This is a genomic window from Salibacterium aidingense DSM 18341 (assembly GCF_000429685.1).
Taxonomy (GTDB): Bacteria; Bacillota; Bacilli; order Bacillales; family Marinococcaceae; genus Salibacterium; species Salibacterium aidingense.
This window is the reverse complement of sequence record NZ_AUCI01000017.1, coordinates 1-20,306: the sequence shown is the minus strand read 5'-3', so window position 1 is coordinate 20,306 and position 20,306 is coordinate 1. Positions and strand designations below refer to the sequence as shown.

Here is a 20,306-nt window from a genome sequence, read left to right as displayed (position 1 = left end):
GAAAAGGGCAGGGAGTGTGTGGAAGAAATACAATAATAGAAATACAAAACACCGGGGGAGCAATCAGGGGGAATACATAATGGCAAACGCATTCTACCAGAAAGATAAAGGAACGAGATTGCCGACATTATTTCTGGATGCAGCAGGAACCAACCTTGTCAAAAAAGCAGGAGAAGAAATAGGAAAGGTCGTAGTGGAAGAACAGGCCTGCGCCTTAATGGATGTTATAAAAAACGGGTTAAAAAAAGACACGATCTATCACGCCTCCTGTGATGAACAAACCCTCTATGAACAAGTCCACCAGCTCCAGGCAGCACAAACCTATTTCCGGCTTGGCATCAATCTGCCCTCCGATAAAGCAGAGCTGCTGGAGGAACTGCTCCAAAATGAAATATCGATCGTTCTTGCATCCGACCGCTCTGACCTGCAGTGGCAGGATCACTTTCAAAGGTCCATGCAGTTTTTGATTTATATTGACCCGTTATTTCAACCACACCTCGTCGAGAGATACCGGACCATGCACGAAGCGTTCCATCGGGAACCGATTCAGGACTTACATTTAGACACCAATAAGGCCCGTGCCGTATTGTCGGAAGCAGAAGTCCGTATCTTTGAAAAAATCCTCGAAGGAAAAAGCAACCGCAAGATCGCGGAAGAATGCTTTCTGGCGGTGGCGACCGTCAATAACCACGTCAGTCATCTAACGAGAAAAATGGAGGCCAACGACCGCACCCATACGATTAAACGGGCGATCGAAGAAGGCTGGGTTCAGATTTCATAAAAAATGAAGGCAGAGCGCCTTCATTTTTTATAGAAGATAGGAAGGTATAAAAATTTGCGTTTTTGAAATCCAGCTCCAGCGCCCAGCCGCTCGGGGTTTCTTCCCGTGCGACTCCGGGCAGCAGGCTGCCCTGCGCAGTAGAAGAATCGCCGCCTACAAGCTCCCACGTCCTGTGGAAAACGGCGGCACTAGCCCCTCCTGTGCGTCGCAGAACCTGTCGCGGCTCCCCAGGGCGCTTGCGCTTTTCCCCATTATTCCCCGCGGTGGTTTCTGTCTTCAAACATCGTTTTGCAGCGGCTCACTTTCAAAATCTGCTGCCGGATCTGGTGGAGGGAAACATCAACCGGTACCCGCTGCCCATTATAAAAAACGAGATAGGTCCTGCCATCAGTTTTATCAGTCTGGGCATGGCTGATGTGGGAATAAAAAAACCAGCTGTTATCCAGACGCTTCTGGCCGAATAAAGGAAACGCATAGATCCCCCATCCTTCATTGACCGGAATCGGTTTACGCTGTTTCATCCCAAGCATCTTCTCGACATATGTAAACCGGCCGTCCATCGAGGAGCCGCCCCGCAGGCAGGCCCGTTCCATAATGTCCCTTGTCCTCTCTTCCGTAAAAACAATTGTTCCTCTCGTTTCATACACTAGCGTTCTCGCTTCCTTGTCAAAAACGGACACCAACCCCATCGTCTTCTGAACTACATCATACGTTTTTCTGATTTCCTTGAAACCTTCCATGAATCAAAACCCCTCCTAATAAAATGTAGAAGTATCTCCATGGTGCCGTCTCTATGTATATTATATAACCACACCCAGGAACAAATATCCAGTACTTTCCTAATAAATTTTCAAATTATTAGCAAACATGTATACTTTTTCAAAACATGTTCCTTCATAAAAGAACAAATGCCCCAAATAATCCCTAATCTTTTCTTCAGAAAATCAAAAAACCCCTTAAAACTTTCCAGCACATGCCGATATTATTCATGTAAGGGAGAGGCAGGCATCTTGGCGGCCGACAGGAGCCTGTCCGACCGAAAGAAGCGTTTCCGCCACAAGGACGTGGAAGAGGAACGTAAAACACACATTCAAGGAGGAATTTTTTAATGATTATTAACAGTAACATTCCCGCGCTGAATACTTACAACCAACTAGGACAAAATCGTGACGCAATGCAGAGTTCCATGGAGAAACTTTCTTCCGGACAGCGCATCAACCGTGCCGGTGACGACGCAGCAGGGCTTGCGATTTCCGAGAAAATGCGCGGCCAGATCCGCGGCCTCGATCAAGCCAGTCGTAACGGTCAAGATGGAATTTCTATGATTCAAACAGCAGAAGGCGCGATGCAGGAAACACATTCTATTTTACAACGTATGCGTGAACTAGCTGTACAGTCAGCTAACGATACTAATACAGCAGCTGATAGAGAAGAACTTCAAAAAGAAGTTGATGCATTGTCCGAAGAAATTAGTAGAATAGGTAACAATACAGAGTTTAACACACAAAACCTACTTGATGGTTCACTGGATAATAAGTTTCAAATTGGAGCTAATGAAGGACAAAATTTAAGCTTATCTGTTGATGACATGCGTGGATTTAATCTAGGTATGGCAGGAGATGCTGCAATTGAAGTTGCTTCTACAGTAAGTGACGGTGGAGATACTACTGAAGATATAAGTGAAGGTTCTTATACAGTACAAGAAAACAGTGATGGTAACTATGACATGATTAATTCAAATGGTGAAGTTGTTGCAACTAGTACTGATGATGGAGCCACTTACACTGCAGCAGATGGAGATGACACTATAGACTTTAGTGGATCTAAAGCACTTGTTACTGGTGGGACTATTGAAGTAGATGATGCTGGCGATGTTACAGCAGAAGGAACTGTTCAAAATAGCGGTTTAGAAGCCGGCTCTTATGAATACAACGGAACTGATGAAACACTTGTTGATAGCAATGGTGATACAGTTGCAACTTCTACAGATGGTGGTACAACATTTGAAAATGGTGATGGTACTGTAATAACGTTTGAAGCAGCCCTAGCTGATGGTGATGAAGTAGAGGTTGGAGGAATTGATATTTCTTCACAGGCTTCGGCAGATGCTGCTATTACACAAATTAATGAAGCGGTTGAAACTGTCTCAGCTGAACGTTCAAAATTAGGTGCTACTCAAAATCGTTTAGAGCATACTATTAATAACCTTGATACTTCTTCTGAAAACCTACAAGCATCTGAATCTCGTATTCGTGATGTTGATATGGCACAAGAAATGATGGAGCAAACTCGAGCTAATGTCTTGGCACAAGCTTCTCAATCTATGCTCGCACAAGCTAACCAGCAGCCACAGTCCGTACTTCAACTGCTTCAATAAACTTATTTCTATTAAGACTCCAGCTTTGCTGGGGTCTTTTTTTGGTGCCTGTCACTCCTCGAATTTTGCAAATAAATTTTTTGGAAAACTATTAAAAAGTATAAAATTCTGCCGATAATAAATATACAAAGGAAATGATGTAGGTATAACGCCTAAGGATAGGTGAAATAACTTTTTTCCACAATCATACATCTCCGCTCAAGGATGAGCAGATAAACTTCTGAATCACAAAGCTGTGCTATAGGTTGTTTATTTGCTGATCCTTTTTTAGCGGTTGATGTTATTATATTACAATTGAATATTGAGGGAGGAAGGCAGGATGCTGGTATTAGGCAGGAAGTCGGGGGAGTACATTGTGATTGATGACAAGATTAAAGTGGAAGTGGTGAAAAGTTAGAACGGCCACTTGCGGCTGGCGATCGATGCCCCAAAGGAAATGGGTATTGTCCGCGGAGAGGTCTATGAGGAACAACAGACGAAGAAAGTTACCGTTGTTAAAGACAAAAAAGATCTGGAACCAAAAAATAAAGGAATTTCATAAAACGAACCGCTCAAGGATGAGCCGATGTTCAAAGTTGTTTTGCAAGGATGCAGAATCAGCTTTGGCCTGGTCTCATCCTTTTTTATTCTATCCGGGAGGTGATGAAAACAACGTCGACCTGTCACTCGAGTCAAAGGAACAAGGAGACATAAGGACGTGTCTCTACAAAATTAAAAACACACGGAGGTTACATTATGATTATTAACAACAATATTCCAGCACTGAACACATACCGTCAATTAGGGATCAACCAGAATGCTATGCAGGCTTCAATGGAGAAATTATCCTCCGGTCTTCGTATTAACAAGGCCGGAGACGATGCTGCTGGTCTGGCGATTTCCGAGAAAATGCGTGGCCAGATCCGTGGGCTGGACCAGGCAAGCCGTAACGCCCAGGATGGGATCTCCATGATCCAAACGGCAGAGGGTGCTTTAAATGAAACTCACTCTATTCTTCAACGTATGCGTGAATTAGCTGTTCAATCTGCGAATGATACAAATACACCAGAAGACAGAGCTGAGCTTCAAAAAGAAGTAGATCAGCTGTCTGAAGAAATTAGTAGAATTGGTAAAACTACTGAGTTTAATACGCAAAATTTACTTGATGGTTCTTTGGACAATAAGTTTCAAATTGGTGCTAATGAAGGACAAAATTTAAGTCTTTCCATTGAGGATATGCGTGGTTTTAGTCTAGGAATGGCTGGAGATGCTCAATTTGAAGCAGAAGGCACATATACTGCTGGTAGTGGAAGTGAAAGTATTGTTGATGGTGAATACACAGTTCAAGAGAACGAAGAAGGTACCTATGAATTAATAAATAGTGATGGAGATGTAGCAGCTACTAGTACGGATGCATTAACATTCACAGGGGATGATAGTGAAACATTAGTTTTCACAGATACCGTTACTTCTGGAAAAGTGACCGTAGATACCGGCGGTACTTCTGTTGGTAATGCAACAGTAGATAATAATGGTCTGGAAGCTGGTACTTATGAAATTGATAAGACCAATGCTGTTTTAAAGGACTCTAATGGAAACACAATAGCAAAAGACGATGGATCGGGAGTGTATACTAATAGTGCTGGAGATACTGTAATCGATCTAAGTAACTCATATAGTGATTTAGCTGATGGAGATAGCGTTGAAATCGGAGGGACTGATATTTCTTCCCAAGAAGCGGCAGATGCAGCCATCACCAAAATTAACGACGCCATCGAAACTGTCTCAGCTGAACGTTCAAAACTGGGTGCTACTCAAAATCGCTTGGAACATACATTTAATAACCTAGATACTTCCTCAGAAAACTTATCAGCTGCAGAATCTAGAGTCCGTGATGTTGATATGGCTAAAGCGATGATGGAAATGACAAAATCAAATATTCTTTCACAGGCCTCTCAATCCATGCTTGCGCAGGCCAACCAGCAGCCACAGTCCGTTCTGCAGCTGCTTCAATAATTACTTTCGAGGCTCCAGTTTTTGGAGTCTCTTTTTATTTAAGTCTGTCTGTGCCTAAGTCGATACAATGTCAATATAATATAGATTGTATAAGGGAAGGGTTGATAGAGCAGAACAATTAGGCTAAGATGCTTCACATCTTAGATATATCCGACACGATCAGAGAAGGTCTTGCTTATACACAGAAGCTGTTGGAAGAAGAAAATGAGAAAGTTGTTGTGACGATGTTTCAGGATACTGTGTTTGTTTTTTCAAAAATAGAAGAAGTTCAGGCCCCTTCTAGAAGAGGTGGTAGTGTCCGCTGACATTAGAGCGGAACATACAAAAATCCGGAATCATTTGGATAAGGTGATGCAGGCTTTCGAAAACCAGGAATTTCTTAAAGTAAAGGCGATTTTCCTGTTCACCTTGTTTCCGCAATGGTAAATAGTAGATACCTTTCACCTTTTTTGTTATTTCTAGAGAAATAAATCCGCTGCATTCCTACACACTTATGGTATAATAAGTGTGTAGGAGGTGCCAGGTTATGAAAAGAAAGCAATTTCATTTATCGCCGTTGGAGGAAAGGTTGCTTCAACAGATGGCGGAAGATACAGACCGGTCGGAAGCAGAAGTAGTACGTGAAGCCATACGGCAATATGGTTACAAAAAAAAGAAGTCCCCCAATGTGTTGGTTCAAATGGCCAAACAAGCAGCACAAGAGGCCTCTCCGGCTGAACATGACCTTGCCGAGGCACATGATAAGTATTTGATGGAGATTATAGAAAATGAAAAGTAAAGCATGTTTTGTTGACTCCAGTGCTTTGATAGCATTAAATCTTCCAAAAGATCAATATCACGACACAGCCGTTCAAATAGCTGAAACATTAGGGGAATATCAGTATTTGTTATCGGAAACGGTCTTGAATAAAACGTATACGCTTCTTCGATCCAAATCTGGTTTTCCATCAGCCTGGCGATTTATAAATACAGTGATCGACCATTCCGACTTTGAAATTGTTGAAATAACAGATGTGATTCGAAAGGAAACCATAACGCTTTTAGAGAAATACAGCGATCACCGTTTGTCTTATTGTGATGCTCAAAGTGCAGCGATTATGAAGGAGAAAAAAATAGAGCACATCTTTGCTTTTGACCGCCATTTTGAGATTATGGGTTTTTCTCTTTTCCCTATCAAAGATTAAATGTTTCCTTATTTTGCCGATATTAAGAAAGAACAGGATTCTTTCTATGGAGGTGGAGATATGGATATCGCAGCAATGTCGATGGCGCAGAGTCAGGGCCAGGTGAAACAGCAGGCCAGTATGTCTGTGATGAAAAAAGCAATGGATACCGGTGAACAGCAGGGAGAATTTATTAATAAAATGCTGGAAACGTCCGGGCCGGCCCAAGTGCAGCAGGCGGCTCATCCTTACAAAGGGGCGTCGGTGGATCTGTCCCTGTAACCTTACATAAGTCTTCCCTTCGGGGGAGGCTTTTTTATATGGCAGAATCTTTAGATTTATTAGTTTGTTGATCGTTGTTCCGCCTCCATCAGTTGTGTCTACGGGGGATCAGGTTATTATTCTGGAAATTCAGCTGATAAGAAGGGATCTCCAGGATTATGAAAAGGGAAGCACGAGAATTTTATGTTTCTGGTAACATCCATCTTAGGCGGTCTTGTTTCCTCAGTAAATCCATGTAGCATATTTCTCTTACTGCTTATGGTCCTTTCCTTACCATCGAAAAAGAAAATCTTATGAATAGATTTGTCGAATTAACAGAATATTATTGCGATTTAAAAATAAACATGATATAGTTAAACCAAATAAAGAATTTTGTTCTATATTTGGGACAAAAGGAAGGAGTGGAAAATGGAAATAAAACACTTGGAAGGAGTTATATCTGCTATTGTCACACCCTTGCATTCCAACGGATCTGAGATTGATCCACAGGGAATGAAACGTTTAATTAATTTTTTGATTGACAAGGGGGTTCATGGGTTATTTCCTCTTGGATCAACGGGGGAGGGGATATTATTTGATCTTGCCACTCGAAAAAAAGTGATGGATTTGGTTATAAGCGAAGTGAATGGGCGGGTCCCTGTCATTTTTAATGTAGGAGCCCTCCGTCAACAGGATGTCTTAAAATTGGCACAGCATTCCGTAGAAATAGAAGCTGATGGAATCGCAGTTATTCCTCCTTTTTATTATGGTTTGGATGAAAGCGCTTTAGAAAAATTTTTTTCAACGGTAGCGGAAACTGTTGATTGTCCGATATATCTTTATAACATTCCAAGCAATACGAAAAATTCCATCAGCGTTTCTTTATTTTCAAAACTGGCTGGGCGATACCATCACATTATGGGGATGAAGGAAAGCAGTATGAACTTTGCTGATTTTTATGAATTAGTTCAGGCGGCTGAATCCACGCATTCTACTCTTATGGGAAATGACGCTCAATTTTTTCCGGCACTGGCGGTCGGTGGGAGCGGGGCGGTTTCTGCAGGATCTACGGCTATGCCGGAGCCTTATGTAGCTTTATACAATGCCTATAAAGAAGGAAACATGGAAGAGGCCCGCCAATGGCAGGAAGTATGTGCTGAAGTAAAAAGGATGTTGCTGGCATCTTTTCCTGCCGGGGGGCATAAAAAAGCCCTTGAGTTAAGAGGAATAATTAATGGAACAGTAAGTGCTCCATTACGTCAATTATCTGACCACGAAATCAAAGAACTTGAAAACAGCATGGAAAAATTAGGATTTTTAGGAGCAGATAGAACTCCTCAAAAATTTATTTAAGGGTGGGACTCTTATGAAAGTGACGGGAATTAAGACTGCTGTTCTGCAGGCTAATTTTGAATGGGTGCTGATTAAAGTCGAAACAGATGAGGGGATCATAGGATTAGGAGAAGCCCATTGGGGATTTGGGGTGAACGAATCCATCCAAAGGTTAGAGTCACATTTAATGGGGGAGGATCCATTACACATAAACTACTTGTGGGAAAAAATGTATCGAATTGTCGCAGGCACAGCCTGGCAGGGAGCTTTTATTGCAGCCATAAGCGGTGTTGAAATTGCTCTATGGGATATATTAGGTAAATATAGTAATCTTCCTGTTTGGCAATTATTAGGAGGGAAACAACGAGATCATATTAGAATTTTGGCGGACCTACACGCAGGGGCAAGCTATAAGCCTGGAGATGGTACAAAAGTAAATGAGAATAACGTAGAAGACGTTTACACACCAGAAGCTTATGCCTCTCACGCGGAAGATGCCGTGGAGCGGGGATATGATGCGATTAAGTTTGATATAGATATTCCTACTTTAACAGAAAAGGACCCGATGAATCACGTGCTCTATCCAGCTCAATTCGATGCAATTTCAGACATTGTTTCAGCAGTGAGAGCTGCGGTTGGCCGGACCATTGATATAGCCATTGACTGCCACTGGCATTATAATACATCCGATGCTGTTCGTGTGGCTAGATCGTTGGAACCATACGATTTACTGTGGCTCGAAGATCCTGTACGGCCGGAAAACGTAGATGCGATGAAGAAGGTCACAGACGCAACAAGTACTCCCATTTGTACAGGCGAAAATTTATACATGAGGTACGGTTTCAGAGATTTGCTGGAAAAACAGGCGGCGGATATCATTGAGCCGGATTTCCCCAGGAGCGGGGGCATCAGCGAAATAAAAAGAATTGCTGAAGCAGCGGAATCATATTATGTCCCCTTTGCTCCACATAATGTGGGAGGCCCCATTGCTACGGTGGCTGCAGCCCACGTGTGTTCGGTGGTGCCAAACTTCTTGGTTCTTGAATTTCATGCTGATGATGTACCCTGGTTTGGTTTCTTAGTGAAGGGGGATGGACCGGTTATTAATAAAGGTTATATCACTCTATCGAATAAACCAGGTCTCGGGCTTGAATTGAATGAGGAAGTGGCTTATTCCCATGTAAAACCAGGGGAAGGGAATTGGTTTGAATAAGCAAGCCAATAAAATGAAAGCGCCTTCTTCCCGGGAAACATGAAATACCTAATAAAGAGAACAGAGCTATAGGGGATGATGAAGATGAAAATAACAAAACTAGAGTTGTTCAAAGTAAAACCACGTTGGTTATTTTTAAAAATCGAAACGGACGAAGGTATTTCCGGGTGGGGGGAACCTATTATTGAAGGCCGGCCAAATACAGTAAAGGCGGCTGTTGAAGAGTTAAGTGAATACTTGATAGGGAAGGATCCAATGAAAATTGAAGATCATTTTCAAGTATTATACCGAAGCGGGTTTTATCGTGGAGGACCTGTATTGACCAGCGCTTTATCTGGAATAGAGCAGGCTCTATGGGATATTAAAGGAAAATTCTATAACGCTCCCGTCTATGATTTGTTAGGTGGAGCATGCAGAAATAAAGTCGAAGTATACAGTTGGATAGGGGGAGACCGCCCTAGTGGAGTAACTGAGGCGGCCAAGCAAAAAGTTAAAGAGGGTTTTACAGCCATAAAAATGAATGCAACAGATGAACTTCATTATATAGACTCTTATTCGAAGGTGGAGCAGGCGGTAGAACGTATCTCCAGTATTAGAGAAGCGCTGGGATTTGATTTGAAAATTGGGTTAGATTTTCACGGACGGGTTCATAAAGCTATGGCCAAGGTTTTGGTTAAAGAATTGGAACCGTTTAAACCAATGTTTATAGAAGAACCCGTATTGCCTGAAAATATTGAAGCTTTGCGGGACATTGTACCCCACACCACGATCCCGATTGCTACGGGAGAGCGTTTGTATACACGATGGGACTTCAAGAAGGTGTTAGCAGACGGATATGTGGATATTATACAACCGGATTTATCCCATACAGGCGGTATCTTAGAAGCCCGCAAAATTGCTTCCATGGCAGAAGCATATGACATGGCAGTTGCTCCGCACTGTCCCCTTGGTCCTATCTGTTTAGCAGCTTCTTTACAATTAGATGCGTGCACTCCCAACGCATTTATTCAAGAACAAAGCTTAGATATTCATTACAACAAGGGAGGGGATTTATTAGATTATGTAAAAGATCCAGACGTATTTAAATATAAAAATGGTTATGTTGAGATTCCCAATGGTTCAGGTTTAGGTATAGACATTGATGAAGAAAAAGTACGCATGGCAGCAGAGGAAGGACACAATTGGAAGCCGCCCTTCTGGCGGTTGGAAGATGGCAGTGTAGCAGAAAGGTAAGTTTTAAGGAAAACAGCAGATTTCTAAATGAAAAAGGAGGATCCGGGTGAAATTTAAAAATTTTTCAAAAAGTCGGTTTGTTATGTTTTTCGCAGTAGGTTTGGCTTTTAGTGTTCTGTTAATGGGGTGCGGCGCTGACTCTGCGGAAGGCCCTGCAGATAACGATCCACCTCAAGGGGAAAGCAATGAAAATGGAGAAAACAACAAGGCCGCCGGACAAGAAGACCAAGAAGAGGAAGTGGATTTTCCGACCCGCCCCCTTGAGATTACATTACCTTGGGCACCTGGGGGGAGCAGTGATTTAACATTAAGGGCTTTAGCTGAAATTGTCGAGCCAAACGTTGATGTTCCTATTAATATAGTGAATAGAGAGGGGGCTGGCGGCACCATTGGGATTATGGAGGGAGCAAATAAAAATCCGGATGGTCACGAAATTACCTTTACTGCTTCCGGGGCAATGACTGCCCAGCCCCATATGCGTGATGTGCAATATGAAAATGATGATTTCACTGGAATAGTAGGACTCACGTATGAGCCGGTACTTCTGGCTGTGAGCGCGGATTCTGATTGGGAAACCCTGGACGATTTAATCGCAGAAAAAGACACAGGCAAAGTCATTAATTTTGGTCACTCCGGTGCTGGCGGGTTTCCACATGTGACCCAAGAAGCGTTCTATTCTCAAGCAGGAATAAATGCAGAAAGTGTGCCATTTGAAGGTGGTGGTCCAGCTGTTACCGGCTTGCTGGGAGGTCATGTCGACTCCATCGCTGCTCACCCCGCAGAATTGATGCCCCATGTGGAATCCGGAGATATGAGATTATTGGGGATTTTTTCGGAAGAAAGATTTGACGAACTGGAAGATGTCCCCACCTTTAAAGAAAAAGGATTTGACTTGAATATGAGTGTTTGGAAAGCGCTCCTGGTACCCAATGACACTCCTGATGAGGCTGTAGCGGAGTTAAGAGATATCTTTACGGAAGCAGTTAATAGTCCTGAGTATGCTGAGTTTTTAGAGGAGAATAATTTAGCTCCCATTGACATAAAGCCGGAGGAAATTATTCCTACACTTAACGAGCAATATGAAGCAACTGGTGACGTTCTTTCCAGCCTTGATTTAGAAGAAGAATGATCGGCGAGGGTGCAATTATATTGTGCCCTTTCCTGCCACTAAAATCGATCCATTGGGAGGGAAAAATGAAGGAGCAGATAAAAGACAGATATGTCGGGGTAACTTTGTTTTTCAGTGGTCTTCTTTCCTGGTTTATTATTATCCCTTATGGCATTGAATCTAATGGAGGATTAACAACCGTAGGGCCCGATTTCTTCCCAAGGTTTATTACCGTTTCCATCGTTTTTCTAAGCATGCTGCTTGTGATGAAATCATTCTCAAAAGACAGTAATCAAAAGGAGGAAGATCTAGAAGAAAACCAAGAACCAAAGGGGAAACCTTGGGTGGGTCTATTAGTTTTTGTCATTATGCTGGGTTATATTTATTTAGCTGATTTCATTGGATACCTGTATTCCACAATAATATCGATGTCTCTTATTATGTGGATTTTGTCTGTTAGAAAATGGTATTTATATGGAGTGCTGATTATCGTTATCTTTTTAATACAATATGTATTTGAAAATATTATGTACATCAGGCTGCCATAAAGGGGGGATAACTAGTGGCCGATTTGCTGATGAATAGTTTTGTAAGCATATTTCAACTTGATAACATTCTTTTTATATTTCTTGGAGTAGCGACTGGAATTATATTTGGTTCATTACCAGGATTAACAGCTACGGTTGGTGTTGCCCTAATGCTGCCCCTGACATTTGGTCTTCCGCCAACCACAGGTATGCTGTTATTACTTGCTGTCTATTGCGGAGGTATTTATGGCGGTTCCATTTCAGCTATACTTATTAGTGCGCCCGGCACCCCTGCTTCTGCGGCAACAGTATTGGACGGCTATCATTTAGCAAAGCAGGGAAAAGCGGGAATCGCTTTACGTATGGCACTATTTGCCTCCGTGACAGCTGGAATATTTAGTGCTCTTATATTGTTAATGATCGGCCCTCAAATAGCCAGGTTTGCGTTGAATTTTGGTCCTGCTGAATTTTTCGCTTTAGCGTTATTTGGCTTAACTATGATTGCCAGTGTAAGTGGAAAATCAATTATTAAAGGAGTCATAATGGGTTTTTTGGGGCTTTATGTTTCTACAATTGGTATTGATCCGATTGATGGAATTCCAAGAGTCTCTTTTAACAATCAATATCTTATGGGCGGTATTTCATTAATACCAGCTTTAGTTGGATTATTCGCTATATCGGAAATAATGAAACGAGCACAAACAGCCCACCTTCCAAGAGATGAACAAAATAAATATGAAGATGCCAAACTCCCGTTTTCAACGGCAAAAAAATATATAAAAACTATCCTGAAATCAAGTGGAATTGGCACATTTGTTGGGTCAATCCCAGGGACGGGGGCAGCGATCGCTTCCTTTTTAAGTTACAATGAGGCCCACAGAAGTGCTGAGAACAAAAAAGCATTTGGGAAAGGTTCGGTTGAAGGGGTTGCGGCTGCAGAAGCTGGAAATAATGGGGTGACTGGAGCTACTTTAATCCCGCTTTTAACATTGGGGATACCAGGAGATACCGTAACCGCCGTAATGTTAGGGGCATTAATGATGCAGGGCCTCACCCCGGGTCCACAATTATTTACGGATTATCCTGAGGTTGTATACTCGATCATGATTGGCTTGCTTTTTGTTAATATAGTATTGTTTATACAGGGGCAATGGGCAATCCGGTTATTTGTCAAAGTGACAGCTGTACCAGTAAATGTGCTGCTCCCTATATTGTTATCCCTATGTTTCATTGGAGCTTATGGTGTAAATAATACGCTGTTTGATGTAAAGCTAATGATGGTATTTGGTTTGATAGGATATTTTATGCCAAAGTTAGGTTTTCCAATCACTCCTATGCTGCTTGGTATTGTGTTAGGTCCAATTGCAGAAAACTCATTTAGACAAGCATTACTTCTTTCAGGTGGAAACTGGATGATTTTTCTGACCAAACCTATTGCTGCCATTTTTATTCTGCTTGCTGTATTTTCTTTCCTTTTACCTTTACTAAAACCATATTTCACGAATAAAGTGCCGATTGAAGGAGAAGAGGAGGATGTTTTAAAATAGTCATTTCACCAGGAAATGAAAGCTCCTTCATTCTAATAGATTTGGGAAGCCAATTTTTAAAAGATGAAATAATCTGCTGATGAAAACAGGTGGTATATTATGAAAAAAATGGATCCTTCGCTTAAAGCCTTGCAAATACTTGAAACATTAAGTGATAGTGGAAAAGAAGGAATGGGGATAACTGATTTAGCAACGAAATCAGGTTTAACGAAAAGTACGGCCCACCGTATTGTAAATGCATTAGTGGAAGCAGGCTACCTGGTTCGTAAAGACGCCACGAAGACATATACCTTGGGCTTTCGGATCCTTCATGTAACGGCATCCCTTATGGATAGTTTGGAAATTAAAGAGGTAGCCCGTCCTTATTTAAATCGTCTCTGGGAGGAATCAAAAGAAACGGTCCATTTAGTACAACTTGATGGTTTACAGGCCGTTTATATTGATAAAATTGATACCCCTCATACGATTGGATTACTTTCAAAAGTAGGCAAACGTCTTATGTTGCATTCCACCGCAACAGGTAAAATATTTTTAGCTTATATGTCTCCAGAAGAACGGCAAAAAATCTATACAGAAGCGGGGCTCCCGCAAAGAACCCCCCATACGCTTTGTTCTATTCCGGCGTTGGAAGAAGAATTAGACAATATTAAAAATAAAGGCTATGCGATCGATAGGATGGAAAATAAAGAAGGAATCTATTGTATTGCCGGCCCCATCTTCAGTGAAAACGGCCAGGTCATAAATTCTTTCAGTATATCCGGTCCATCGTTCCGTTTTACAGAAAAGGATGTTGAGAATCTGGCTGTCCAGGTGAAGGAAACTTCATATGGATTATCAAGGGATCTAGTACAATTCTAACTTCATCAAAATAAATACCACCAAAAATATAGGGATATCACAGAGAATTAAATGATGGTAAAGTTTAGAGATATAGATATCCCGCTATGTCGATGCACAGAGTCAGGGTGAAACAGCAGGCCAGTATGTCTGTGATGAAAAAAGCAATGGATACCGGCGAACAGCAGGGAGAATTTATCAATAAAATGCTGGAAACGTCCGGGCCGGCCCAGGTGCAGCAGGCGGCTCATCCTTACAAAGGGGCGTCGGTGGATCTGTCCCTGTAACCTTACATAAGTCTTCCCACCCGGGGAGGCTTTTTTATTTTACCTCTTTTTCCCCTGCAGAGCCAGGAGAATCTGTGGAATGAAAAAGGTTGATTATTGAACGTAAACGCTTAGGATTCCGGGTATTGTGTGAATTAACAATCACTTTTGGGAGGGAAGAGAAAAAAGCAACGCTTAAGAACCGTTTCAGCGTTACTTTTTGCAGGAGTGATCTGGAAAGTGATTATTTCGACTAAGTTCATCGTTACAATGACGTGGAAAAGGGAAAAATGTCACGCTTAGCGGCTTCAGTTTCTGGGACTTGCTCCGTATTCTCCGGTTTTCCCAGGTAAGGAGTACAAGATTTCTGAAAATATCCGATATTAAAAAGGAACCTATAAAGGGAGGAGGAAGGGTTATGGGTGTCCATGTGACAGGCGCCTCCCAGACGTCTGATATCATGACGGCAGGTCGCACTTCTGGGGGACAGGCCGCTGCGAACCAAACCATAGCAGAAGCTTTACACACAGAGGAAACAGAGGAAGGAAGTATGATGCCTCCTCAGCCGGAAGAGCTGGAGAGGCAGGCGGATGGTATTAATAAAATGCTAGAAGCCACGTTCACGAATCTGAAGTTTAATGTTCACGATAAGCTGAATCGTGTATATGTTCAGGTACTGAATCGGGATACGGACGAAGTAATCCGGGAAATTCCTCCAGAGAAATTCCTTGATATGAAAGCTGCAATTCTGGAACAGGTTGGTTTGTTAGTGGATGAAAAAGTGTGATCTGCCCCGGGGAAAGCATTTCTTTTTTATCTGCTTTCCCCTTTTCCTACCTTTTTCCTATTTTATGACGTATTTCTTCAAGTTTCCATTTTCTTCACCGATATAAAATATAGTGAGCAATAGAAATGTACTTTCTATTAGGAGGAACGGAATTATGGATAATCGAATTACCGGCATGGCGTCGGGCATGAATATCGATCAGTGGGTCAAGGATTTGATGCGGGCGGAGCGTCAGCCTCTGGTCCGCATGGAGCAGGAGTCCCAGCGTCTGGAATATAAAATGGAAGACTACCGGGAAATGAATCGGGAATACCGGACCTTCAGTGACTCGATTTTCGATGGTATTATGCGTTCTGCCAACGGTAACGCAAAACAGGCGTCCAGCTCAAATGAGAGTATTGTCGAAGCAAATGCAACCTCGGACGCTGATAATACCAACTACACTATTTCTAATATTGAGCAGTTGGCAAAGGCCGCTTCGACAACAAGTGTGGATCCTGTACAAAATGGAGATGGAGAAGTGGCAGATCCGGAAGCTTCTCTGGCGGATCAATTTGGATACGGAGAAGATGAGGAGATTTCTTTTACGATCACCACCTACAACGAAGCCGGAGAAGCACAGGAACAGGATTTCACCTTCACCGGTGAGGATAGTTTAAATGATGTAGTGAACGGCATTAACAGATCGGATGCGGGGGTAAATGTTTTTTTCGAAAGAGGATCCGGCAATTTGTCCGTCACCCGTTCGGAAACAGGTGTTTTTAGCCCGGACGGTGAAAGTGAAATTTCGTTTAATGGAGACTTTCTGACCAATGACCTCAATTTAACTGGGGAAGTTTCCGGCGCCCAGAATGCTGTGTTTGATATGAACGGCATCACCGGAGTGGAGCGCCGGTCTAATACATTTACGGAAAATGGCGTGGAATTCACCCTGAAAAACACAGCTCCGGACCAAACCGTGAATGTAAACGTCAGCCCGGATACCCAGAACATTAAAGATACGATTATGTCGTTTGTCGAAGATTACAATGCCATGATTGAAAATACAGATGAAAAGCTATCGGAGGAGTACTACCGGGATTATGCCCCGCTGACGGATGAGCAGCGCGACGAAATGAGCGAAACGGAAATTGAACGCTGGGAGGAACGTTCGCAAAGCGGATACCTGCGCCGAGACGATATTCTCTCCAGTGGCCTGAGTTCGATGCGCCGGGATATGTATACGCCGGTGGATACAGGAAGCGGCTCCGCCTTTGATCAACTTTCTGAAATTGGCATTACCACAACCAGCAATTACATGGACCGCGGCAAGCTGGAAGTGGATGAAACCAAACTGGAACAAGCCATTCAAGCCGATTCAGATGCTGTTTTTGATATGTTTGCCGCCGATGGAGAAACCTATGAAGAAAAAGGACTGGCCCGCCGCGTCCGCGATTCCCTCGATAATACGATGGACCGGATTTCGGAACGAGCCGGAGGCCCGACGGTTCCCAATCCTGATTCCTTTACCATCGGCCGGGAAATGAACGACCTTGCCGACCGCATGTCCAACTTTGAGCAGCGGCTGCAGAAAACGGAAGAGCGCTACTGGGACCAATTTACACGGATGGAACAGGCGATTGCGGACGCGAACGCCCAGGCCCAGCAGATCCAGCAGCAGCTCGGCGGTGGTGGTATGGGCGGCATGATGTGATGACCGCTCAAACCATTGGTATATAAGGGTTTTGAATGATTTTGCTAACAAAATGCTAACATGTGATACGAAGTAAGGCTTCTCAATAGTTGAAGAAATTATTGAGGAGCCTTTTTTTTGCCCTTTTTAATCTCGGTTATTCTCTAGCTACAAAGCGTTGCGAGTTGGATATTTCCTTCGTATTGTTCCAAAGCAGTGATTTTTATGTAGAAAGGAAGCTTTAGTCCCGAACCGTCTATGTAATTTTCAAAGGATATTTTATTCTAGAGAAATAAGTATTGTATTTTTGGTAATTCAAGATTGAAGGTATTCAACAGAAGACGATGTGGTTATAAGATCAATAAAATTTTGAAGTTTAGTACATTATTTTCAATCTCCATCCCATTTTGGAGGATTTTAGCAACAATTTGTCGAAGTATGTTTGAAGTATGCTTATAGAGAAGCAAAATATAAAGGTGGTCAACATGGCAATATTTTATGAAGATGAATTAAATGACAGAAAGGCTATATATAAAGCAGCAGAGAAGTGGAAAATTAATTGTTTACTAAATAATGAGTCACTGATGAACTGTTAGGGGACTTAATTGAAAAATCTCCTGTCTTTCATAGTAAGGATGGAGTAAAGGTAGAAATTGAGTTTTTGGATTTAGAGAATGTGGTGGAAAGCATAAAAGGAATAATGGATAAGTAAATGGTGAAATTTAATAAAAGGTGATATACTTCCAAACTTTTAAAAATGCCTAACAGCTTAAAATGAGCTTGTTTAGGCATTTTATTCTATCGTGTACTTGCCTATTCTTGTTGAACATATGAAACTTAAGGACTAAGGAGCATACCTAAAAACAGACAGGAAAGTAATTCTTCTGTCTGTTTTTTTACCTCTTAAACAATCACGTGAACCGTATCATTAGAAATCAAAGATGAAAAAGGTAAATACTAATACATCTTTATTCTGCAATCACCAATCAACCCATGTTGAATGTGTCACGTGGCTTGAGAAAAAATAATATCTAACATAAGAGGTGCCTAGTCCTTGCTACGTAGTAGAGGCGGGCACTTTTTTGTGTAATAAAAAAGGTGCTCCCCCCAATACTTTAGAGTATTCATTTAGTCCTGACACTGGGACTATGATTTAGTGTTAGTATATATTTGTGAAAAGTATTAGGTTATGGAGGCTGATTAATGAGCTATTCGAATTATCGAATAATAAAACAACTCGGAGAAGGAGGAAATGGTTGGGTTTATCTCATGGAAGACAGTTCCTCTCAGGAAGTTGCGGTTAAAGTTTCAAAAGTTAAAGAAGTTCCTGGAAAAGATCTTGGAGATTTTACTAAATCAAAATTAGAGAGATTTAGAACTGAGGCAATAAAAGTACATGAGTTATATAAAAATGGCCAGCAAGGTATCGTTCCAGTGTTAAATTATGAATTGCCTTGTGATGAAACTGGAAAATATTTTTTTGTTATGCCTAAGGCAATTCCTCTAAAAGAAAAGGCGAAGGACTGTAATAAAATTTATGAGCTAATAGAAATTTTTAAAGATTTGGGTCTTACATTAAGTGAACTCCATAAGAAAAATATCTCTCATCGTGATATTAAGCCTGAAAATATATTATATTACCAGGGTAAATATTGTTTTGGAGACTTTGGCTTAATAGATTTCCCAGATAAAGAAGATTTAACTAGAGCAAAAGAAGCTTTAGGGAATCGGAAAACAATGGCTCCTGAAATGCGAACGCCGCTATTAGTAACTGATCCTAGACCAGCAGATGTTTATTCATTTGCAAAAACACTTTGGATCACACTTACTGGTGAAGACTATGCATTTGATGGACAATTTAATCATATAGAGAATGGTAAGTTGCAAAAAAAGTATCCTAAACAACATTTTGTTGAATTGTACAAACTGTTAGCAGATTCAACAGCTGAAAACCCTGAAAAAAGGCCAACAATATATGAATTTTTATATAGATTACTAGAGTGGGAAAGTATAGCTCAAAATGAGCGAGCATCAAGTAAAAGCCTATGGAGATTTTATGAACAAATCTTTGTACAACAGAACAATCCAAGTACAGTTATTTGGAGAGACAAAATTCAAGTAGTAGAAATTCTTAAACAATTATCTATTTTAAACTTTAACCATACATTTATTCACGAAGGGGGCGGAATGGATTTACAAGATATAAAATTATTCGAAGAAGAGAACGACATGGTTATGCTTAGCTTTGGCTTGAATATGACGCATGTATTTAAAGTGAAAAGATTAATATGGGAACTACCAAACGAAGATCCTGAATTTAGTTATTTTCGTTTAGAGTTCGATGAAATAAACCCTATTTACCCGGATGCAGTTGAAGAATTAGAAAAATGGCTTAGAAGCCAAAATTACAGGTGTATTGATAGAGTTGTTTCAGAAGATTTGATTGTTAATGAAAATGGAGGTTATGAACATTATTATGAAGATGACGAGATAGCACATTTCAATGTTACTAGATGGTTCGGTGGTTCATTTTTAATAGTACCAAAAGGTTCCATATATAATGCTATTAGCAACACATATGATGGTAGACATTCTAAGTTCAAGCCAGAAGAGTTTAGAGAATATATGGAGCTATTACAGTATATCTATAACCATAACATCTTAGGAGATTATTTTTGGGACATTGCTAATAGGGATCCTTTCAAAGAGAATTTATTTAAAAAGTTAAAAAAACTTAGGCTTATGACAGAAGAAGAGTTGAAAAATGAATTAGAAAGTGATTCTGAAAATTAACTATTTAAGTATTGTTCTCTTGCTTTTGCTGGCGCCTGATCCCCCAATGCTTTGGAGTGTTAACGTGGTGGCGGTCAGGCACTTTCATACTCTTGTAACTGCTAGATTAGAGTTAACACTTTTTGCTTGATAAGATTGAACACTTTTTCGTTACGAATCTCTCTTGGACCAGCTATACTAGGAACAATAATTGCTGGTCTGGAGGAAACGAAAGGTGAATAAAATGAAAGATCATATGCGTATTCGTGACTTGAAAGAAGAGGGTTTCAGCATTGCAGCCATCGCCCGCAAGTGCGGTGTATCAAGAAACACGGTTTATAACTATTTAGAAATGGATTGGGATGAAGCCTTGGATTGGGTTGAAACGTTGAAGACCAGGACAAGGAAATTGGATTCCTATAAGGACTATATTTT

Annotated in this window: 20 protein-coding genes and 1 pseudogene; 20 read left to right on the top strand and 1 reads right to left on the bottom strand. The window is 41.3% G+C overall.

What is annotated here, in order from left to right:
• Positions 1–79: 79 nt before the first annotated feature.
• Positions 80–781, top strand: coding sequence for a response regulator transcription factor (locus G475_RS0115715; protein WP_026702095.1), 702 nt, complete (start codon positions 80–82; stop codon positions 779–781).
• Between the two features lie 251 nt (positions 782–1,032).
• Here G475_RS0115715 and G475_RS0115710 read toward each other — a convergent pair whose 3' ends face one another.
• On the bottom strand, positions 1,033–1,521 hold the full coding sequence (locus G475_RS0115710) for a competence protein ComK (RefSeq protein WP_026702094.1): 489 nt from the start codon (positions 1,519–1,521) through the stop codon (positions 1,033–1,035).
• A 368-nt stretch (positions 1,522–1,889) separates the two neighbouring features.
• Between G475_RS0115710 and G475_RS0115700 the strand changes: the two genes are divergently transcribed.
• From G475_RS0115700 to G475_RS25315, 19 genes and pseudogenes are all read left to right on the top strand, one after another.
• Complete coding sequence (locus G475_RS0115700; protein ID WP_026702092.1) at positions 1,890–3,158, top strand: flagellin N-terminal helical domain-containing protein; 1,269 nt, start codon at positions 1,890–1,892, stop codon at positions 3,156–3,158.
• A gap of 319 nt (positions 3,159–3,477) precedes the next feature.
• A pseudogene (locus G475_RS26885) lies at positions 3,478–3,699 on the top strand (carbon storage regulator).
• 194 nt (positions 3,700–3,893) lie between these two features.
• Positions 3,894–5,153, top strand: a complete 1,260-nt coding sequence (locus G475_RS0115690) for a flagellin N-terminal helical domain-containing protein (protein WP_026702091.1) — start codon at positions 3,894–3,896, stop codon at positions 5,151–5,153.
• A gap of 128 nt (positions 5,154–5,281) precedes the next feature.
• Positions 5,282–5,458, top strand: coding sequence for a hypothetical protein (locus G475_RS27310; RefSeq protein WP_156911743.1), 177 nt, complete (start codon positions 5,282–5,284; stop codon positions 5,456–5,458).
• A gap of 221 nt (positions 5,459–5,679) precedes the next feature.
• On the top strand, positions 5,680–5,931 hold the full coding sequence (locus G475_RS0115675) for a ribbon-helix-helix protein, CopG family (RefSeq protein ID WP_026702090.1): 252 nt from the start codon (positions 5,680–5,682) through the stop codon (positions 5,929–5,931).
• Positions 5,921–6,337, top strand: coding sequence for a type II toxin-antitoxin system VapC family toxin (locus G475_RS0115670; RefSeq protein ID WP_026702089.1), 417 nt, complete (start codon positions 5,921–5,923; stop codon positions 6,335–6,337). The genes G475_RS0115675 and G475_RS0115670 overlap by 11 nt, the downstream gene beginning before the upstream one ends.
• 60 nt (positions 6,338–6,397) lie before the next feature.
• Positions 6,398–6,598, top strand: a complete 201-nt coding sequence (locus tag G475_RS0115665; RefSeq protein WP_026702088.1) for a YjfB family protein — start codon at positions 6,398–6,400, stop codon at positions 6,596–6,598.
• Between the two features lie 408 nt (positions 6,599–7,006).
• Entirely contained in the window at positions 7,007–7,930 is a 924-nt protein-coding gene (locus G475_RS0115660) for a dihydrodipicolinate synthase family protein (RefSeq protein WP_026702087.1), read from the top strand.
• 13 nt (positions 7,931–7,943) lie between these two features.
• Positions 7,944–9,122 carry a mandelate racemase/muconate lactonizing enzyme family protein gene (locus tag G475_RS25320; RefSeq protein WP_035711472.1) on the top strand — a complete coding sequence of 393 codons (1,179 nt, stop codon included), beginning with the start codon at positions 7,944–7,946 and terminating at the stop codon, positions 9,120–9,122.
• Between the two features lie 84 nt (positions 9,123–9,206).
• A complete protein-coding gene (dgoD, locus tag G475_RS0115650; protein WP_026702086.1) occupies positions 9,207–10,355 on the top strand; it encodes a galactonate dehydratase in 1,149 nt (382 codons plus the stop codon).
• Positions 10,356–10,401: 46 nt separating this feature from the next.
• Positions 10,402–11,484, top strand: coding sequence for a tripartite tricarboxylate transporter substrate binding protein (locus tag G475_RS0115645; RefSeq protein WP_026702085.1), 1,083 nt, complete (start codon positions 10,402–10,404; stop codon positions 11,482–11,484).
• A gap of 65 nt (positions 11,485–11,549) precedes the next feature.
• Positions 11,550–12,011, top strand: coding sequence for a tripartite tricarboxylate transporter TctB family protein (locus G475_RS0115640; protein ID WP_026702084.1), 462 nt, complete (start codon positions 11,550–11,552; stop codon positions 12,009–12,011).
• A gap of 14 nt (positions 12,012–12,025) precedes the next feature.
• On the top strand, positions 12,026–13,537 hold the full coding sequence (locus tag G475_RS0115635; RefSeq protein WP_026702083.1) for a tripartite tricarboxylate transporter permease: 1,512 nt from the start codon (positions 12,026–12,028) through the stop codon (positions 13,535–13,537).
• Positions 13,538–13,636: 99 nt separating this feature from the next.
• The gene (locus tag G475_RS0115630) at positions 13,637–14,395 is read left to right on the top strand and encodes an IclR family transcriptional regulator (RefSeq protein ID WP_026702082.1); all 759 of its coding nucleotides are present in this window, start codon (positions 13,637–13,639) and stop codon (positions 14,393–14,395) included.
• 86 nt (positions 14,396–14,481) lie between these two features.
• Complete coding sequence (locus G475_RS0115625; RefSeq protein ID WP_026702081.1) at positions 14,482–14,661, top strand: YjfB family protein; 180 nt, start codon at positions 14,482–14,484, stop codon at positions 14,659–14,661.
• 397 nt (positions 14,662–15,058) lie between these two features.
• On the top strand, positions 15,059–15,427 hold the full coding sequence (locus G475_RS0115615; protein WP_026702080.1) for a flagellar protein FlaG: 369 nt from the start codon (positions 15,059–15,061) through the stop codon (positions 15,425–15,427).
• Positions 15,428–15,581: 154 nt separating this feature from the next.
• Complete coding sequence (locus tag G475_RS0115610) at positions 15,582–17,120, top strand: flagellar hook-associated protein 2 (RefSeq protein ID WP_026702079.1); 1,539 nt, start codon at positions 15,582–15,584, stop codon at positions 17,118–17,120.
• A 1,182-nt stretch (positions 17,121–18,302) separates the two neighbouring features.
• A complete protein-coding gene (locus tag G475_RS0115600; RefSeq protein ID WP_026702078.1) occupies positions 18,303–19,892 on the top strand; it encodes a protein kinase domain-containing protein in 1,590 nt (529 codons plus the stop codon).
• Between the two features lie 223 nt (positions 19,893–20,115).
• A partial coding sequence (locus tag G475_RS25315) for a helix-turn-helix domain-containing protein (protein WP_233275794.1) occupies positions 20,116–20,306 on the top strand: 191 nt, incomplete at its 3' end.

Excerpts from the sequence above, each read along its gene's own strand:
- G475_RS0115630 (WP_026702082.1), top strand. The coding sequence starts at position 13,637 with ATGAAAAAAATGGATCCTTCGCTTAAAGCCTTGCAAATACTTGAAACA.
- G475_RS0115600 (WP_026702078.1), top strand. The coding sequence starts at position 18,303 with ATGAGCTATTCGAATTATCGAATAATAAAACAACTCGGAGAAGGAGGA.
- G475_RS0115715 (WP_026702095.1), top strand. The coding sequence starts at position 80 with ATGGCAAACGCATTCTACCAGAAAGATAAAGGAACGAGATTGCCGACA.
- G475_RS0115640 (WP_026702084.1), top strand. The coding sequence starts at position 11,550 with ATGAAGGAGCAGATAAAAGACAGATATGTCGGGGTAACTTTGTTTTTC.
- G475_RS0115610 (WP_026702079.1), top strand. The coding sequence starts at position 15,582 with ATGGATAATCGAATTACCGGCATGGCGTCGGGCATGAATATCGATCAG.
- G475_RS0115665 (WP_026702088.1), top strand. The coding sequence starts at position 6,398 with ATGGATATCGCAGCAATGTCGATGGCGCAGAGTCAGGGCCAGGTGAAA.
- G475_RS0115675 (WP_026702090.1), top strand. The coding sequence starts at position 5,680 with ATGAAAAGAAAGCAATTTCATTTATCGCCGTTGGAGGAAAGGTTGCTT.
- G475_RS0115700 (WP_026702092.1), top strand. The coding sequence starts at position 1,890 with ATGATTATTAACAGTAACATTCCCGCGCTGAATACTTACAACCAACTA.
- G475_RS0115660 (WP_026702087.1), top strand. The coding sequence starts at position 7,007 with ATGGAAATAAAACACTTGGAAGGAGTTATATCTGCTATTGTCACACCC.
- G475_RS27310 (WP_156911743.1), top strand. The coding sequence starts at position 5,282 with ATGCTTCACATCTTAGATATATCCGACACGATCAGAGAAGGTCTTGCT.
- dgoD (WP_026702086.1), top strand. The coding sequence starts at position 9,207 with ATGAAAATAACAAAACTAGAGTTGTTCAAAGTAAAACCACGTTGGTTA.
- G475_RS0115615 (WP_026702080.1), top strand. The coding sequence starts at position 15,059 with ATGGGTGTCCATGTGACAGGCGCCTCCCAGACGTCTGATATCATGACG.
- G475_RS0115670 (WP_026702089.1), top strand. The coding sequence starts at position 5,921 with ATGAAAAGTAAAGCATGTTTTGTTGACTCCAGTGCTTTGATAGCATTA.
- G475_RS0115710 (WP_026702094.1), bottom strand. The coding sequence starts at position 1,521 with ATGGAAGGTTTCAAGGAAATCAGAAAAACGTATGATGTAGTTCAGAAG.
- G475_RS0115625 (WP_026702081.1), top strand. The coding sequence starts at position 14,482 with ATGTCGATGCACAGAGTCAGGGTGAAACAGCAGGCCAGTATGTCTGTG.
- G475_RS0115690 (WP_026702091.1), top strand. The coding sequence starts at position 3,894 with ATGATTATTAACAACAATATTCCAGCACTGAACACATACCGTCAATTA.
- G475_RS25320 (WP_035711472.1), top strand. The coding sequence starts at position 7,944 with ATGAAAGTGACGGGAATTAAGACTGCTGTTCTGCAGGCTAATTTTGAA.